This is a genomic window from Streptomyces sp. TLI_105 (assembly GCF_900105415.1).
Taxonomy (GTDB): domain Bacteria; phylum Actinomycetota; class Actinomycetes; order Streptomycetales; family Streptomycetaceae; genus Streptomyces.
Genome location: NZ_FNSM01000001.1, coordinates 4,987,123 through 5,001,893, shown reverse-complemented (window position 1 = coordinate 5,001,893; position 14,771 = coordinate 4,987,123). Strand labels below are relative to the sequence as shown.

Sequence of the window (14,771 nt, the reverse complement as noted above, 5' to 3'; positions counted from 1 at the left end):
CGGGTGACTGGGGGGCTGGTTAGCATGGATGGGTTGACGTCGCCCGGACGTCATCCGGACGGACGGACACAGCGATCACCATGAGTGAACCCGGCGCACTGCGTATGCGACTCGAGGGGCTCGTCCGCGAGGTCGCCAAGTTCGGTGCCGTGGGTGCCGTCGGGGTTCTGGTCGACCTCGGCGTGTTCAACCTCGTCCGTCACTTCTCGGAGCTGCCGGTCGTGCGGGCGAGCATCATCGCCACCGTGGTGGCGATCGTGTTCAACTACCTCGGCTTCCGGTACTTCACCTACCGGGACCGGGACAAGAGCAGCCGCACCAAGGAGCTGGTGCTCTTCCTCGTCTTCAGCCTGGTCGGCCTGGTGATCCAGAACGGTCTGCTGTACGCGGCGACGTACGGCTTCGGCTGGGACACCCCGCTGCAGAGCAACTTCTTCAAGTTCTTCGGCATCGGCGTCGCGACCCTGTTCCGCTTCTGGTCGTACCGCACGTGGGTGTTCCGCGCGCTGCCGGCGAAGGAGGCCGTGCAGACCGCCGAATCGTTCCTGGAGAAGGCCCCCCGGCAGGCGGTCCGCCGCCAGCCCGACCACGTCTGACCTGCCCTTTCCTCGCGAAGAGCTACCGGACCGGGCGCTCCTGCGGCTCCGTCGCGACGCCCCTGACCTCGCGGCTCAGGAAGAGTGCGAAGACCGGTGGCTGCTGCTGGAGCAGCTCGAGCCGGCCGCCGTCCGCCTCCGCCAGGTCCCGGGCCACGGCCAGGCCGATCCCCGTCGAGCTGCGCCCGCTCACCGCCCGTTCGAAGATCCGCGCGCCGAGGTCGGCGGGGACGCCCGGTCCCTCGTCGGTGACCTCGATCACCGACTGGTTGCCGGTGACGCGGGTGCGCAGGGCGACCGTGCCGCCGCCGTGCATGAGCGAGTTCTCGATCAGGGCGGCGAGGACCTGGGCGACCGCGCCCGGGGTGCCGACCGCCCGCATGCCCTGCTTGCCGGAGTGCACGATGGCCCGCCCCGCGCTGCGGTAGGCCGGCCGCCACTCCTCGATCTGCTGCTTGATGACCTCGTCGAGGTCGAAGGCGACGGCGGAGCCGGTGCGGGGGTCCCGGGCGTTGGTGAGGAGCCGCTCGACGACGTCGGTGAGCCGCTCGACCTGGGTGAGCGCGATCGTCGCCTCCTCCTTGACCGTGTCCAGCTCCTCGGCGAGGGCGACCTCCTCCAGGCGCATGGAGAGCGCGGTGAGGGGCGTACGGAGCTGGTGGGAGGCGTCGGCGGCGAGCCGGCGCTCGGCGGTGAGCATCCGGGCGATGCGCTCGGCGGAGGCGTCGAGGACGTCCGCGACCCGGTCCAGCTCGGGCACCCCGTACCGCTTGTGTCGGGGGCGCGGGTCGCCGGAGCCGAGCCGCTCGGCGGTCTCGGCGAGGTCCGTGAGCGGGGACGCCAGCTTGTTCGCCTGCCGTACGGCGAGGAGGACGGCGGCGACGACCGCGAGCAGGGCCACCGCGCCGATGATCATCAGGGTGCGGCCGACCTCGGCGGTCACCGCGGAGCGGGACTCCTCGACGACCACGGTCTCGCCGCGCTCGCCGTGGGCGGTGCCCCGGATGACCTCGCCGTCGGGGCGGGTGCCGATCTCGATGGCGTCGCGGCCGGGGATGCCGATCCGGGCGTACCGCTTGGCGCCGCCCTGCTCGGCGAGGATGTCCGGGTTGACCGGCTCGCCGCCGATGAGCCGGCTGTCGACGATGGAGACGAGCCTGAGCGCCTCCGAGTCCACGCTCTCCTGGGCGCTGCTGGAGATCGTGCGGGTCTCGACGGCGACCAGGGAGACGCCGAAGACGGCGATGACGACGAGGACGACGGCGAGCGTGGAGTTGATCAGGCGGCGGCGCATGGCTTAAGGGTGGCTCGGCTCATTTCGGACGGGGCGGAACGACGGCTCAGCTCTTCTCGAAGCGGAAGCCGACTCCTCGGACCGTCGCGATGTAGCGGGGGTTCGCCGCGTCGTCGCCGAGCTTCTTGCGCAGCCAGGAGATGTGCATGTCGAGGGTCTTGGTGGAGGACCACCAGGTGGTGTCCCAGACCTCGCGCATCAGCTGGTCGCGGGTGACGACCCGGCCGGCGTCCCGGACCAGGACGCGGAGGAGGTCGAACTCCTTCGCGGTGAGCTGGAGCTCCTCGTCGCCCATCCAGGCGCGGTGCGACTCGACGTCGATCCGGACGCCGTGGGTCGCGGGGGCGACGGCGGGCTCGGTGGAGCCGCGCCGGAGCAGGGCCCGGACGCGGGCGAGGAGCTCGGCGAGCCGGAAGGGCTTGGTGACGTAGTCGTCGGCGCCCGCGTCGAGCCCGACGACGGTGTCGACCTCGTCCGCGCGGGCGGTGAGGACCAGGATCGGGACCGTGTGGCCCTCGGCGCGCAGCCGGCGGGCGACCTCCAGGCCGTCCATGCCGGGCAGGCCCAGGTCGAGCACGACCAGGTCGACCCCGCCCTGGAGGCCGGCGTCGAGGGCGGTGGGGCCGTCCTCGCGGACCTCGACCTCGTACCCCTCTCTCCGCAGGGCGCGGGCCAGCGGCTCCGAGATGGATGCGTCGTCCTCGGCGAGCAGTACACGGGTCATGGGGTGATGGTAGTCCGCACGGCGCCCGGGCCGGGGCGGGATCCGCCGGGCCCGGATGGCCCCTGGGGATCTTGTGGGCATCCAGGAGATGACCTTCGAATGATCGCGTACGGTTCCTTCGTCGCCTGTGATCCATCTCTCAAGTCCTTCCATATCCGGCACTGTCGTGTCGTATGGTGGCGAGACGTCAGTAGCGGTAATCGGGGACCTTTGGCCAGCTTCGCGCGCCAAGGTCCTCTTTCTGCGTAAGGTCGGCGCGGCCGAACCTTGAGACGGTGAAAGACCTGTGGGCCGGGTCCCAGGGCGCGTACACGCGTCTCCCGGGGCGTGGATCCCGGCGGAGTCACTCGACCCCGCCGGTGCCGGCCTCCCCCACCGGGCGCATCACGCTCACAAGGCGTGCGTCCCGACAGAGCAAGGATCGACATGGCGTCCAGCCTGACGACGGCTTCGACCGGAACCTCTGGTTCCGAGAAGACGTTCTTCGGCCACCCCCGTGGTCTGGCCACCCTCTTCATGACCGAGATGTGGGAGCGCTTCTCCTACTACGGCATGCGGGCCCTTCTCGTTCTGTACCTGGTCTCCGGCGGCGCGGACGCGGCGACCGGCAGCCAGGGTGGCGGCCTCGCCATGACGGCGGCCACGGCAACGGCCATCTACTCGGTGTACGTCTCGATGGTCTACCTGATGGCCATGCCCGGCGGCTGGTTCGGCGACCGCGTCTGGGGCGCCCGCAAGACCGTCACCATCGCCGGCTTCGTGATCATGGCCGGTCACGCCTCGCTGGCCATCCCCGGCCAGGCGATGTTCTTCGTCGGCCTGGCGCTGGTCGCCGCCGGCTCCGGTCTGCTCAAGGCCAACATCTCCACGATGGTCGGCCACCTCTACGAGGGCCCGGACGACCCGCGCCGTGACGGTGGCTTCACGCTCTTCTACGTCGGCATCAACCTCGGCGCCTTCCTCGCCCCGCTGGTCATCGGCACCGTCGGCGAGAGCCACAACTGGCACCTGGGCTTCCTGCTCGCGGCCATCGGCATGGCCCTGGGCCTGGGCCAGTTCCTCTTCGGCACCCGCCACCTGAGCGAGAAGAGCAGCGAGGTCCCGAACCCGCTCTCCGCCGAGGAGCGCAAGTCGGTCCTCGTGAAGGTCTGCCTCACGGCCGTCGCCGTCGCCGTCTTCTACGGCGCGGTCGTCGCCGCCGGCATGTACACCCTGAACTGGGCGCTGGTCCCGATCACCGTCGCCGGTCTGGTCATCCCGATCGCCGTGATCGTCCGCATCAAGCGCGACAAGGAACTCGACAAGACCGAGCAGTCGAAGGTCTCCGGCTACATCTGGTTCTTCGTGGCCGCGGCCGTCTTCTGGATGATCTACGACCAGGGCGGCTCGACCCTGTCCCTCTTCGCGGACAGCAAGACCACCGACCACATCGGTCCGCTGAGCTTCCCGGCCACCTGGTTCCAGTCGCTCAACCCGCTGTTCGTCATGGCGCTGGCTCCGGTCTTCGCCTGGCTGTGGCTGTGGCTCGCCCGCCGCAACCAGGAGCCGAGCACCATCGTGAAGTTCTCGCTGGGCCTCCTCGGCATCGGCATCTCGTTCTTCGTGTTCCTCGCTCCGATCGGCATGGCCTCCGGCGACGCCAAGGTCAGCCCGATGTGGCTGGTCGGCATCTACATGATCCAGACGATCGCCGAGCTGTGCCTGTCCCCGGTCGGCCTGTCGCTGACGACGAAGATGGCCCCGAAGAAGTACGCCTCGCAGATGCTGGGCGTGTTCTTCCTCGCCGTCACCGCCGGTGACTGCACCACCGGTCTGCTCTCCCTCGCGGGCGTGGACCTGAACGGCACCGGGATCATCGCCCTGGAGGCCGCGGCCGCGACCCTGGCCGCCTTCGCGATCTTCATGTACCGCAAGAAGGTCCGGGCACTCATGGGCGACGTCCACTGACGTCACCCGCCCGCACGGAGGGCCCGTCGCACCGCACCGGTGCGACGGGCCCTCCGTCGTTCCTCACCGCCTGAGACGCGCCCAGGGGGTGAAGGTGAAGACCGCGCCGCCGACCAGGACGACCGTGCCCGCGACGAGGGCGAGGGCGCGCAGGGCGCCGTCGTTCTCGGCGCCGGTGTGGGCGAGGTTCCCGCCGTCGGAGCCGCCGGAGCCCGTGGTGGTGCCCGAGGCCGTCCCGCCGTCGGAGCCGCCGGAGGCGCCGCCGGCCTGCTTGCTCGTGTCCAGCTCCAGGGAGGCCTGGACGGCGCCCTTGACCTGGCAGGGGATGACGATCGGCGAGCCGCCGAGCGAGACGCTGATGGTGAGCGCGCCGGGGCTGAGGGTGGACTTGCCCGTCGCTCCCGGGGTGTAGGTGCCCTTCATGTCGGGCAGGTCGACCGGCTTGCCCGCTTCGAGGGGGGCCGCGTTGGCGGGGCCGGTGACCTTCACCGTTCCGCTGTCGGCGCCGCCGAGCTTGACCGCCATGGACGGCTTGAGGGCGCCGGCGGGCAGGGCCGCCGGGCTGTCCATGACGCCCTTGGCGGTCTTGACCGTGAGGTCGTAGCCGTTGCCGTTCTTCCTGGCGTCGATCGTCACCTTGGAGGCGATCGAGGTGGGGCCGGGGGGCTGGCAGGCGAACTGGACCGCGACCTGCTTGCCGGGGAAGTCGGTCTGCCCGCCGCCGGAGTCGCCCCCGGTGCCGCCCGTTCCGCCGGAGGAGCTCGTCGCGGCGCCGCCGGTGTTGTTCGAGCCGCCGCCGGTGGAACTCGTACCGCCGGAGGTGGTGGTGCCGCCGACCGTGGAACTCGTACCGCCGGAGTCGGAGGAGCCGCCCGAGGTCGTCGTACCGCCCGACGTGGTGGTCGAACCGCCCGACGTGGTGGTTCCTCCGGACGTCGTCGTACCCCCGGACGTCGTCGTACCCCCGGACGTCGTCGTACCGCCGGACGTGGTGCCGCCCGAGGTCGTGCTCCCTCCCCCGTCCGTGACCTTGATCGTCGCGCCGACCGGCACCGTCTCCTTCGGGGAGCACTTGGTGTCCGTCGACAGGGGCTTGGAGACGTTGATCGTGTACTTGCCGGGCGTCAGCGTGATCTCGCCCGCCTTCTCCAGCTTCAGCTTCCCCTTCATGTCGGGCAGGACCATCGGGGAGTTCTTGGGGATCGGCGGGTTCTGCCGCGGTCCCTCCACCGCGACGGTCCCGCTCCCCGCGCCGCCGACGGTGAGGACGCCGGTCGGCTTCACCGTGTCCTTGTCGAGGTCGAGCACGTCGGGGTTCTTCGAGGCGGCCTGGACCGTCTTCCAGACGATCTCGACCTCGTCGCCGACCTTGGCCTCCGCCGGCGCGGTGATCAGCACCTTCGTCGTGCCCTGCACGGGCGGAAGGCCCGAGATCGACGGCGGGATGCACTCCGTCGCGTAACCCACCTCGGCGGCCCGGGCGGGCCCGGCGGCACACAGGATCCCCGCGCCGCCGAGCATCAGCGCGACTCCGGCCGCGCTCATCCTCCGTTGCGTACTCACACCTGTCCCTTCGTCGTCGGGCTGCTGCTCTCTGGCGCTGACGGTGCGGAGTCAGGGCTGAACCACGGCAGGGCCGCGGTCGTCTCCCCGTCCCCCGGTGCGGGGGCGGAAGCGGGTGTACGGGCCGGGGCGCGCCGACGCGGGCGCGCCCTCGTCCGGGTCCTGGGGGCCGAGGCCCGGGCGGCCGCGGAAGCGGGCCGCGCGCGGTCGACCACGGCCATGCCGATCCGGAACAGCGCGGCGGGCACCACGACGGCGAGGAGCACCCAGAAGAGGGTCACGCCCCAGGGCCTGCCGACGCCCCAGGGCTGCTCGACGAGGACCTTGCCCGCGTACCTCACGGAGACCTGGTAGTCGCCGTGCGCGCCGGCGGCGAGCTCGGCGGGGAGGCGGATCAGGGCCTTCCTGCCGGGTTCGATCGTGCCGCGCCACTGGCGTTCCTCGTACTGCGGGGCGAAGACGCCGTGGCTGGTGCCGACCTGGAAGACCGGGTCCTTGACGGGGGCCGGGCCGAGGTTGCCGACGGTGAGGACGACCTCGCGGCGCGGGGGCGCCCCGAACCAGGTGAGGAGCCCGCTGGAGCCGTCGAGCCGGACGGCGGCGAGGACGGCGAGACGGCCGTCGCCAGAGGCCTCGGGGAGGGGGGCCGTGGGGTGACCGGCGACCGTGAACTCCTTGTCGACGGCGTCCTGTTGTCCGGTGACCCCTGCGACGTGCACCACGCAGGGGCAGGGCTTGGGCGGTTCGGCGACGGGGAGCTTCGTGCTGAACGCACCCCTGGCGTCGACGGTGGCGGCCCGGCCCTCGGCGTTGGCGCAGGAGTTGGTGCCGCCGATGACGCCCTTGCCGGGGGCGCCCTGGCCGCAGACCAGGAGCATGAGCAGCGCGCCGGGCTTCCAGCCGCTGCCGCTGACGGTGATCTCGCCGCCCTTGCCGCCCTCGGTCTTCGAGAGCTCGACCACCGGCCCCGGGGCCGCCGTGGCCGCGGGGGCGGTGGGCAGCAGGGCGAGGGCGAGGGCGGTGAGGAGGGCGGCGGCCGTACGGATCGTCCTCATGGCGTCGCTCCCGCCGGGGCTCGCCGGGCAGGGCCTGTCCGGCGGATCGGGGTCGGACAGGCCCTGCGGGACCTGCCGCGCCGCCGCGCCGCGAGTCCGGCGCCGCCCGCCGCCGCCAGGAGCAGCCCGGCGGCGCCGGCGAGCGCGGGGCCCGAGGCGAAGGCGGCTTCGGCGCGGGCGGTGGCCGGGGCGGCGCCCGGTGCGGTGGCCGTCAGCCGGACGGTGACGGAGTCGAGGGCGGGCGGGTCGGGCCAGGGTTCGGTCCGGGTGGCCCGCTCGCCGGGGCGGAGGGTGAGGGGCAGGGCGCGGTCCGGCCGGTCGAGGACGGTGCCGAGGAGGCCCTCGGCGCGGACCGCGAGGCGCGGGGCGAGGACCGTGGTGCCGCGGTTGACCAGGGTGTAGCGGACGGTGCCGGTGGTCCCGTCGAGGTGGACGTCCTCGACGGTGAGCGCGGCGAGGCGCGGTCCGCTGACCCGTAGCCGCAGGTCGACGCGGACCTCCCGGCCGGCGGCCGTGGCGCGGACGGTGCCGCGGTGTTCGCCGGGCGGGGTGTCGGCGGTGACGGTCACGGCGAAGGGCACGTCGGCCCGGGTCCTGGCGGGGACGTGCACGGTCCGCGCGGCGAAGGACACCGGGGCGCCCTGGCCGGTGAGGCGGACGGTGAGGGGCGCGGTGCCGGGGTTGGTGACCGACAGGGTGTCCTGGAGGACGCTGCCCGCCGGGCCCTCCAGGTAGGCGTACGGCCGTCCGGCGGCGGGCGCCGCCGTCCAGCCCCCGGTGCCGGGGGGCGCCGCCGCGACCGCGCCGAGGAGGGCGGCCACGGCGGCCACGAGCCCGGAGCGGGCGGCCGTCCTGCGGCCACGGTGTGCCGCCGTCCGGGTCCCGGCGCGGTCCGCCGTCCGCATCAGCGTGCCGTGCGCCGCGTGAGCCAGAGGACTCCGGCGGCGCCGGTCAGCAGGACGGTGCCGCCGAGGGTGCCGAGCGCCAGGGCGGAGTCCAGTGGGCCGGTCTTGGGCAGCTGGTCGCCGTCGGTGGCGGGCGGCGGGGCGGCGTCCCCCGAGCCGCCGCCGGAGACGCCGGTGACCTGGAGTTCCAGTGACGGCTTCGGGTTGTTCTTCGGGGTGCAGACGGCCGCGTCCATGCCGAGGGCGTGCACGGTGAGGGTGCCCGCCGTGAAGGTGACCTTGCCGTTCTTCTTCGGGGTGAACGTGCCGGTCAGCGTGCCGATCTTGATGGGGGTGTCGGGCGGGATGGCGGCCGTGTTCGGCGTCCCCGTGACCTTCACCGTGCCGCTCGCGTCCCCGCCGAGGACGAGCTCGGCGCGCGGGGTCATGACGCCCTTGGGGAGCTCGACCGGGCTGTCGGAGACCCCTTTCTCGAACGACATGGTGATCGTGTAGCCGCCGCCGCTCTTCACGGCCTTGATGTCGACGGGCGAGACGGCGCTCTTGGGCCCGATCTTCGTCTCGCAGGCGTAGTCGACGTCGACGACGACCGCCTGGGCGGCCGGCGCTCCGGCCAGCACGGTCGCGCCCGCCACCGCGGCCGCCGCCGTGAGCACGGCGGTCGTTCTCCTCCGGTTCGGCACCTTGGACACCCCGAGCACCCCTCACCGCAACGAAACTGACGGTCTTTCAGATTGGGCGTCAAGGTACGCCCGAGACCTTGCGGAGGGAAGGCAGGGGAACGCGCGGACTTGTGAAGGTCCTATGCCGGTGCGGCCAGTTCGGCCCAGACCGTCTTGCCGGGGGCTCCCGGGGTGCGGTCGATGCCCCAGTCCAGGCAGAGCCGCTGCACGATGAACATGCCGTGCCCGCCCGGCCGTCCGGACCGGTGCGGGGTGCGCGGCGCGGGCTGCCCGGCGCCGCGGTCGGTGACTTCGAGGCGCAGCGCCCCGGGCATCCGCAGGACGCGCAGCCGCTCGGGGCCCTCGGCGTGCAGACAGGCGTTGGTGACGAGCTCGGAGACGACGAGCAGGACGTCCTCGGCGGCGGCCCTGCGGTCGGCGGTGGCGGCCGGCAGCCACCCCCACTCGTGGAGCGCCGTCCGCGTGAAGTCACGCGCGAGCGGCACGGTGCCGCTGGTCTCGCCGAGGGCGAGCGTACGGACGTCGGAAGCTTGGTCCATCAACGCTTCACCTCACCTATCGACGGGACGGAGGGGACGGAATGTACGGGCATCGCAGATGCCTGGCCGAGCGGTCGTGCGGAAGGGCGGCCTCAGCCCGGGAGCGCCGTGTCGAGCGTCTCGTGGACGGTGAAGACGGCGTCCGCGCCCGTGATGTGGAACACCCGGGCCACCGCGGGCGGCATCGCCACCAGATGGACGCCGCCGCCGGCGGCGTCCGCCCTCAGCCGGGCGCCGAGCAGCACGTTGAGCCCGGTCGAATCGCAGAACTCCAGGCCCGAGCAATCGACGACGAGCCGTGCGCTGCCCTCGTCGAGGGCGTCGTCCAGGGGGGTGCGCAGCAGGTCGGCGGTGTGGTGATCGAGCTCACCGACGGGCGTGAGGAGCGTGCTCCCCGCCACGTCCCGGACCTCGACCCGCAGTCGCGCGGGCGGCGCGCTGCCGATGTGCTGGCGGTCCATGGCCGTGCCTCTTTCGCTCTCGCGGATGCCGACTGACGTGCCCCGAACCCTACAAGCGGCATGCCCTCCGATGCACATGAGGTACCGCACATATCGACACAAAAGGGATTATTGCCACTTGCAACCATCCGGGTCGACCGGGTAGGGCTAGAAGGGAACGTCCGACCCGGCCGGCTTTGGAGGCGCCGCAAACCGCAGCGAGAAGCACCAGAAGGAGACCCATGTCACCCCGGCTCGACGCCCCGCGTACCCCCGACGCGCCGTCGGCAGCGCTCCCCCAGCACCCTGTCCCCCCTGTGGTCGAACTGCCCGACCGACTGCTCGACATGCCGCTCGACCGGATCGGACCGGTCGACGCCCGCGCCCTGTCGAAGCAGCTCTTCGCCCGGCTCTCCGAGCTGGAGGAGGGCACCCATGAATACGCGTATGTCCGCAACACCCTCGTCGAACTCAATCTCGCCCTCGTCAGGTTCGCCGCCGCCCGGTTCGGCACCCGCAGCGAACCCATGGAGGACATCGTCCAGGTCGGCACCATCGGCCTCATCAAGGCGATCGACCGCTTCGAGCTGACCCGGGGCGTCGAGTTCCCGACCTTCGCGATGCCGACGATCATCGGCGAGATCAAGCGCTTCTTCCGCGACACCTCGTGGTCCGTGCACGTGCCCCGCAGGCTCCAGGAGCTCCGGCTCGACCTCGCCAAGGCCGGGGACGCGCTCGCCCAGCGCCTCGACCGCGCCCCGACCGTCGCCGAACTCGCCGAGGAGCTCGGCATCGAGCAGCAGGAGGTCGTCGAGGGCATGGCCGCCAGCAACGCCTACACGGCGGCCTCGCTCGACGCACAGCCCGACGAGGAGGACGGCGCCGGCGGCGAGGCCGCGCTCGCCGACCGGCTCGGCTACGAGGACCACGGCCTCACCGGCATCGAGTACATCGCCTCCCTCAAGCCGATGATCGCCTCGCTGCCCGCCCGCGAGCGGCAGATCCTCTCCCTCCGCTTCGTCTCCGGCCTCACCCAGTCGGAGATCGGCGCGGAACTCGGCATCTCGCAGATGCACGTGTCCCGGCTGCTCTCCCGCACCCTCGGCCGGCTGCGGCGCGGGCTGACGCTGGAGGAGTGATCTCCACCGGCACCGCCGAGCCTCCGAAGCGGCCGCGGAAGGGCCCGTTCACGGTCTGAGGACCCTGGACGGGCCCTCCGCCGTCGCGGAACGAGGCCCGAGGGGCGGCCGGGGGAAGGGCGGTGGGAGACCGGCATCCGGAACGGCCCGGGTTACCAGCCGATCTGGACGTCCCCGAGGACCTCACAGCCGGCGCGGGCGGCGAGCTTCCGCGCCCGGGGGAGGTCGGCCCACTTGTCGAGGTGCAGGAAGACGGTGTGGTGCGGGGTCCACGCGTCGATCCGGGCCCGGTCCCCGTGCAGGACGAGCTGCACGCCGTCGTACTTCCCGAAGCCGCGTGCGCCCGTCTCGGGGTCGTCCGGCCACCGGCCGTGCCAGTCGACGCCGCTGGGGCCGTCCCCGAGGGCCCGGACCAGCTCGGGCCCGACGGTCGCCGCGGGCACCTCGGCGGAGAGGCAGAGGGGGAGTTCGGCGCGGATCTCGTCGTCGCCCGCCGCGTCGAGGACGAGGTCGAGGTCGAGGTACTCCCCCGTCACCGGGTCGCAGGCGGCCTCCACCCGGTCGACGGCCGCGTCCGGCAGCAGCCGCGCGATCCGCCGCGCTTCCCCGACGGTACGGACCTCGGCCTCGACGTACGCCTCGTCCTCGACCTCCGCGAGCAGCGCGACGAGCCGCCGCGCCCGCGCGTACGCCTCGTCGGCGTCGGTGGTCCTGAAGACGGCGTACGCCCGTGAGTTCCCCATGCGCCCCAAGCTCGCACGGGGCACGGCGGCCGGGCCACCGGAATTGAGGTGCCCGCGCCCCGAGGCCGCCGCTACGGTTCAGGACCCCGACCCCGCGCAGAGAGCGAACCGCCATGACCGCCCTCCCCCGCCCGACGACGACCCTGTGGCGCCCCACCGGCCCCGAGGAGCTGGAGCTCGTACGCGAGTCGGGTGGGCGTGCGTGGCCGGCGCGGCTGCCGGAGCAGCCGATCTTCTATCCGGTCCTCAACGAGGAGTACGCGGTGAGGATCGCCCGCGACTGGAACGTGAAGCACAGCGGCGTCGGCTACGTCACCCGCTTCGAGGTCGACACGGAGTTCCTCCGCAGGTACCCGGTCCGGCAGGCGGGCGGGCGGACGATCCTCGAACTGTGGGTCCCGGCGGAGGAGCTGGACGAGTTCAACGCGCAGATCGTGGGCGAGATCGAGGTCGTCCACGAGTTCCGCTGACGGTGCTCAGGACGCGGGCCGGGCGGTCGTGAACGACGCCTGGTGGGCCAGGCGTTCGTCCGCGCCGGCGCCGAGGCGTTCGAGCAGTTCGTCGAGGGCGAGGAACTCCTCCCAGCGGGACCTGCCGGTCGCCTCGGCCAGCCGGGCCACCACGAGGTCCTCCAGCTCGGGGACCCGCTTGTTCTTCCAGATCTTGTCGGCCGTGCTGACCAGCAGGTCCTCCAGGGTCGTCCCGCCGTCCGTCCACGTCGCGTGGGTGGCCGCGAAGCGGGCCAGGTCCGGGGCGAAGCCGTGGGCCACGAGGAGCTCCCTCCCCGCCTCCTCGTGGAGGGAGCCGGGTCCGGAGAGTTCGGCCGGGTGCACGACCTTGCCGATGTCGTGGGTCGCCGCCCCGAACAGGACGGCCTCGCGGTCGACGGCCGGCCCCGGACAGCGGTCCTCCGTCCAGGCGACCAGGTACCGGGCGACGTCGTGGACCGCGCGCAGGTGGGCGGCCAGGCGGGGCGGCGCGTCGAGGGTGCGGAGGAGGTCCGCCACGACCTGCGGAAGCGGGTGGAGCGGCGGGTCCGCGGGACCGTGCAGCGCTCGGGACAGTTCGTCGTCTGACGGTCGCATCCGGTCAGGCTACGGGGCGGCGGGCGTTCAGTCCCCGAGAGCCAGCCGCAGGCCGAAGGCCGTGATGACCGTGCCCGTGAGGCGGTCGAGGGTGCGGCGGGCCGTGGGGCGGCGGAGCCAGGTGGAGAGGAGGCGGGCGCCGGCGATCAGGGCGGTGGACCAGAGGAGGCCGAGGAGGATGTGCTCCGTGGTGAGGAGGAGGCCCATCGCCAGGTGGTTCGTGTCCGCCGGGAGGAACTGCGGGAGCACCGCCACGTAGAAGGCGCCCACCTTCGGGTTGAGCAGGTTCGTGAGGGCGCCCTGGCGCCAGCCGGACGTGAAGGTGTCCGGGGTGGCTCGTTCCTGGGCCGCCTCCTGCACGGCGTGTCCGCCGAACGTCTTCCTCAGCATCTGGACGCCCATCCACACCAGATACGCCGCGCCCGCCCAGCGCAGCGCCTCGTACGCCAGGTGGGAGGCCGTGAGGAGCGCGGTCACCCCCAGGGAGGTGAGCGCGCCCCAGGCCAGGACGCCCGTCTGGATGCCGAGGACGACGCCCCAGGCCCGCGCGCGGTGACCGAGGGCGGCCGTGCGCAGGACGAGGGCGGTGTCGAGGCCCGGCGTGAGGGTCAGGAGACCCACGACCAGGGCGAAGGACCAGAGGGCGGTGGCGGTCGTCATGGCACCTGAGGGTAGGCCCCCGCCGTCGGCCGCGGCGCTTCGCGTCCGGGCAGCCGACCTCCGGCGAGGCGCCGTACGGGGCGAAGCCCGTCCGGGTGCTCCTCGGACGCACGGCCGGGTCGTGGCGGGGTCGGCGGCCCCGCCCGCCCGAGTACGGCTGCTCGATCCCCGCTCAGACCGTCCGCGCGCCCTTCCGCCAGACCTCCGCGACCAGCGGCACGCCCGGACGGTAGGCCAGGTGGACGTGGGAGGGGGCGTCGAGGACGACGAGGTCCGCGCGGGCGCCGACGCCCAGCCTGCCGACGTCCGTCCGGCGCAGGGCCGCCGCGCCGCCGGCGGTGGCGGACCAGATCGCCTCGTCCGGCGTCATCAGCATGTCCCGGACCGCGAGGGCGATGCAGAACGGCATCGAGGACGTGAAGGACGAGCCGGGGTTGCAGTCCGTGGACAGGGCGACCGTCACGCCCACGTCGAGGAGCCGGCGGGCGTCCGGCCACTCGGCGCGGGTGGAGAACTCGGCGCCGGGCAACAGGGTCGCGACCGTGTTCCCCTGCGCCAGCGCGTCGATGTCGGCGCTCGTCAGATGGGTGCAGTGGTCGGCGCTCGCCGCGTCCAGCTCGACCGCGAGCTGCACGCCGGGGCCGTACGAGAGCTGGTTGGCGTGGACGCGGGCCTGCAGGCCCTTCGCCATGCCGGCCTTGAGGATCGCGCGGGCCTGGTCGCCGTCGAAGGCGCCCTTCTCGCAGAAGACGTCCACCCAGCGGGCGTACGGGGCGCAGGCGTCCAGCATCTCGCCGGTCACCAGCTTCACGTACCCGGCCGGGTCGTCGGCGTAGTCCGGCGACACGATGTGCGCGCCGAGGTAGGTGACCTCGTCTGTGTGCTCGGCGGCGATGCGCAGGGCGCGGGCCTCGTCCTCGACGGTCAGGCCGTAGCCGGACTTGGTCTCGAAGGTGGTGGTGCCCTGGCGCAGGGCCTCCCACATGTAGCGGGCCACGTTCGCGGAGAGCTCCGCGTCGGTGGCGGCGCGGGTCGCCGCCACGGTCGTGCGGATGCCGCCCGCCTTGTACGGCTGGCCGGACATGCGGGCGTTGAACTCGGCCGTGCGGTCGCCGGCGAAGACGAGGTGCGAGTGGGAGTCGACGAAGCCCGGGATGACGGCGCGGCCGTCGGCGTCGACGGCCTGGTCCGCCGCCGGGGCCTGCACCGCCGGGCCCGCCCAGGCGATCGTCTCGCCGTCCAGGACGAGGGCGGCGTCCTTGACCAGGCCCAGGGGGCCCTCGCCGAGGGTGGGGTCGTTCGTGACCAGGCTGCCGATGTTCGTGATGAGCGTCGTCGTCATGTTGCTCTCCGGTGGGGGCGGGCGGTTCGGGTGCGGGCCGGTGGCCCGGGCTGTGC

Annotated in this window: 16 protein-coding genes; 4 read left to right on the top strand and 12 right to left on the bottom strand. The window is 72.9% G+C overall.

Annotated features, from left to right (window positions below):
* Window positions 1–80: 80 nt before the first annotated feature.
* On the top strand, window positions 81–596 hold the full coding sequence (locus tag BLW86_RS22965; RefSeq protein WP_093875788.1) for a GtrA family protein: 516 nt from the start codon (window positions 81–83) through the stop codon (window positions 594–596).
* A 22-nt stretch (window positions 597–618) separates the two neighbouring features.
* Here the strand turns inward: BLW86_RS22965 and BLW86_RS22960 are convergent, their stop codons facing one another.
* Window positions 619–1,890: an ATP-binding protein gene (locus tag BLW86_RS22960; RefSeq protein WP_093875787.1), complete on the bottom strand. Its 1,272-nt coding sequence runs from the start codon at window positions 1,888–1,890 to the stop codon at window positions 619–621.
* Between the two features lie 46 nt (window positions 1,891–1,936).
* Window positions 1,937–2,614 carry a response regulator transcription factor gene (locus BLW86_RS22955; RefSeq protein WP_030690380.1) on the bottom strand — a complete coding sequence of 226 codons (678 nt, stop codon included), beginning with the start codon at window positions 2,612–2,614 and terminating at the stop codon, window positions 1,937–1,939.
* Window positions 2,615–3,040: 426 nt separating this feature from the next.
* Between BLW86_RS22955 and BLW86_RS22950 the strand changes: the two genes are divergently transcribed.
* A complete protein-coding gene (locus BLW86_RS22950) occupies window positions 3,041–4,561 on the top strand; it encodes a peptide MFS transporter (protein ID WP_093875786.1) in 1,521 nt (506 codons plus the stop codon).
* A gap of 63 nt (window positions 4,562–4,624) precedes the next feature.
* On the opposite strand, the gene BLW86_RS22945 is transcribed toward BLW86_RS22950, so the two are convergent.
* The 6 genes from BLW86_RS22945 to BLW86_RS22920 form a co-directional block, all read right to left on the bottom strand.
* Window positions 4,625–6,106: a hypothetical protein gene (locus tag BLW86_RS22945; protein WP_093875785.1), complete on the bottom strand. Its 1,482-nt coding sequence runs from the start codon at window positions 6,104–6,106 to the stop codon at window positions 4,625–4,627.
* 14 nt (window positions 6,107–6,120) lie between these two features.
* A complete protein-coding gene (locus tag BLW86_RS22940; protein ID WP_093875784.1) occupies window positions 6,121–7,179 on the bottom strand; it encodes a hypothetical protein in 1,059 nt (352 codons plus the stop codon).
* The gene (locus BLW86_RS22935) at window positions 7,176–8,084 is read right to left on the bottom strand and encodes a COG1361 family protein (RefSeq protein ID WP_256341394.1); all 909 of its coding nucleotides are present in this window, start codon (window positions 8,082–8,084) and stop codon (window positions 7,176–7,178) included. Before BLW86_RS22935 ends, BLW86_RS22940 begins: the two co-directional genes overlap by 4 nt.
* Window positions 8,084–8,767 (bottom strand): peptidase, encoded by a 684-nt coding sequence (locus BLW86_RS22930; RefSeq protein WP_093878815.1) that lies wholly within the window; start codon window positions 8,765–8,767, stop codon window positions 8,084–8,086. Before BLW86_RS22930 ends, BLW86_RS22935 begins: the two co-directional genes overlap by 1 nt.
* 119 nt (window positions 8,768–8,886) lie before the next feature.
* Window positions 8,887–9,306: an ATP-binding protein gene (locus BLW86_RS22925; RefSeq protein ID WP_093875783.1), complete on the bottom strand. Its 420-nt coding sequence runs from the start codon at window positions 9,304–9,306 to the stop codon at window positions 8,887–8,889.
* A 92-nt stretch (window positions 9,307–9,398) separates the two neighbouring features.
* Window positions 9,399–9,767 carry an STAS domain-containing protein gene (locus tag BLW86_RS22920; protein WP_093875782.1) on the bottom strand — a complete coding sequence of 123 codons (369 nt, stop codon included), beginning with the start codon at window positions 9,765–9,767 and terminating at the stop codon, window positions 9,399–9,401.
* A gap of 221 nt (window positions 9,768–9,988) precedes the next feature.
* On the opposite strand from BLW86_RS22920, the gene BLW86_RS22915 reads away from it, so the two are divergent.
* A complete protein-coding gene (locus BLW86_RS22915; protein WP_093875781.1) occupies window positions 9,989–10,885 on the top strand; it encodes an RNA polymerase sigma factor SigF in 897 nt (298 codons plus the stop codon).
* Window positions 10,886–11,037: 152 nt separating this feature from the next.
* On the opposite strand, the gene BLW86_RS22910 is transcribed toward BLW86_RS22915, so the two are convergent.
* Complete coding sequence (locus tag BLW86_RS22910) at window positions 11,038–11,628, bottom strand: hypothetical protein (protein ID WP_093875780.1); 591 nt, start codon at window positions 11,626–11,628, stop codon at window positions 11,038–11,040.
* Window positions 11,629–11,741: 113 nt separating this feature from the next.
* Between BLW86_RS22910 and BLW86_RS22905 the strand changes: the two genes are divergently transcribed.
* The gene (locus tag BLW86_RS22905; protein ID WP_093875779.1) at window positions 11,742–12,098 is read left to right on the top strand and encodes a hypothetical protein; all 357 of its coding nucleotides are present in this window, start codon (window positions 11,742–11,744) and stop codon (window positions 12,096–12,098) included.
* 6 nt (window positions 12,099–12,104) lie between these two features.
* On the opposite strand, the gene BLW86_RS22900 is transcribed toward BLW86_RS22905, so the two are convergent.
* The 3 genes from BLW86_RS22900 to hutI all read right to left on the bottom strand — a co-directional run bounded on the left by BLW86_RS22900 (window position 12,105) and on the right by hutI (window position 14,715).
* The gene (locus tag BLW86_RS22900) at window positions 12,105–12,713 is read right to left on the bottom strand and encodes an HD domain-containing protein (RefSeq protein WP_093875778.1); all 609 of its coding nucleotides are present in this window, start codon (window positions 12,711–12,713) and stop codon (window positions 12,105–12,107) included.
* A 27-nt stretch (window positions 12,714–12,740) separates the two neighbouring features.
* The gene (locus tag BLW86_RS22895) at window positions 12,741–13,373 is read right to left on the bottom strand and encodes a LysE family translocator (RefSeq protein ID WP_093875777.1); all 633 of its coding nucleotides are present in this window, start codon (window positions 13,371–13,373) and stop codon (window positions 12,741–12,743) included.
* 172 nt (window positions 13,374–13,545) lie between these two features.
* Entirely contained in the window at window positions 13,546–14,715 is a 1,170-nt protein-coding gene (gene hutI / locus BLW86_RS22890; RefSeq protein ID WP_093875776.1) for an imidazolonepropionase, read from the bottom strand.
* Window positions 14,716–14,771 lie beyond the last annotated feature (56 nt).